This is a genomic window from Oleiphilus sp. HI0043, from assembly GCF_001634935.1.
The window spans coordinates 1-1213 of record NZ_LWEY01000620.1; the positions used below are offsets into that span (position 1 = coordinate 1).

Sequence of the window (1213 nt, forward strand, 5' to 3'; positions counted from 1 at the left end):
ATGGCTTCAAGACTCTTGCTGAAGGTCAGACTGTAGAATTTACAGTTGGTACTGGTCAGAAAGGTCCACAAGCTGAGAACGTTACTCCTATGTAATTTCTCTCGATGAGCATGCTACCCTCGTGGTATCAGCTTATTGAAAAAGAGCGCTTTTTAGCGCTCTTTTTTTTGCCTGTAAAAAATGCAGAGTGAGCAGTTCGCATGAGAGTGCTTGACGCCGAACTCCTAATAAACTCTTGGTTTAGCGTGAAATCGAGGGCTATGAGTGGTATCTTTTCGCTTTTATCGTGAAGGGAAGTAGGTATGAGCTCCAAACTGAGCGGCAAAAAGATATTACTTGGGATAACCGGCGGTATCGCAGCTTACAAATCTGCAGACCTGTGCAGGCAGCTCGTTAAGGCTGGCGCACAAGTACGTGTTGTGATGAGTAGGGGAGCTCAGCAATTTATTACCCCACTTAGCCTGCAGGCTTTGTCTGGTAACCCCGTCCAAACTGAACTGTTAGACTCCGATGCAGAAGCAGGAATGGGTCACATTGAACTGGCAAAATGGCCAGATCTTATCTTGGTTGCTCCAGCCACAGCTGACTTTTTAGCGAGATATGCTCAAGGTATGGCGGGCGACTTGCTTAATACTTTGCTGTTGGCTAGTACTGCTCAGGTATTCCTGGCGCCTGCAATGAATCAGGCTATGTGGTTGAACCCACTGACTCGGCGGAATATTTCTGAATTGACTAAAACTCTGGGGTCTGCAGTGACAATCCTGGGGCCAGCACAGGGAGAACAAGCCTGTGGGGATGTCGGTCCTGGCAGAATGTTAGAGCCCGCGGAGCTGTGTGAGTCGCTAGAGATATTAATTACTAAAGAACCATCTAGCTTATTGGCTGGGCGTAAGGTAGTGATCACTGCCGGACCAACACAGGAAGCGCTTGACCCGGTCCGCTATATTAGTAATCACAGCTCGGGGAAAATGGGCTATGCACTTGCTGAAAGTTGTGTTCGTGCAGGGGCAAAGGTTACCTTGGTTTCTGGCCCGACAAAACTTGACGCGCCCGATGGAGTTGAGCGTTTGAATGTATTGTCAGCAGTAGAAATGAGGGATACTGTTTTGGCACAGCTTGGCGGTTCAAATAATATTTTCATTGCGTGTGCAGCGGTGGCGGACTACAGGCCTCAGACGATACAAACAAAGAAAATAAAGAAGAAGCCTGATGA

Annotated in this window: 2 protein-coding genes; both read left to right on the forward strand. The window is 47.9% G+C overall.

Going from position 1 to position 1213, the window contains the following annotated elements:
- On the forward strand, positions 1–95 hold a 95-nt coding region (locus tag A3729_RS07585), incomplete at its 5' end, for a cold-shock protein (RefSeq protein ID WP_197475662.1).
- A 207-nt stretch (positions 96–302) separates the two neighbouring features.
- On the forward strand, positions 303–1213 hold a 911-nt coding region (gene coaBC, locus A3729_RS07590), incomplete at its 3' end, for a bifunctional phosphopantothenoylcysteine decarboxylase/phosphopantothenate--cysteine ligase CoaBC (RefSeq protein ID WP_068633538.1).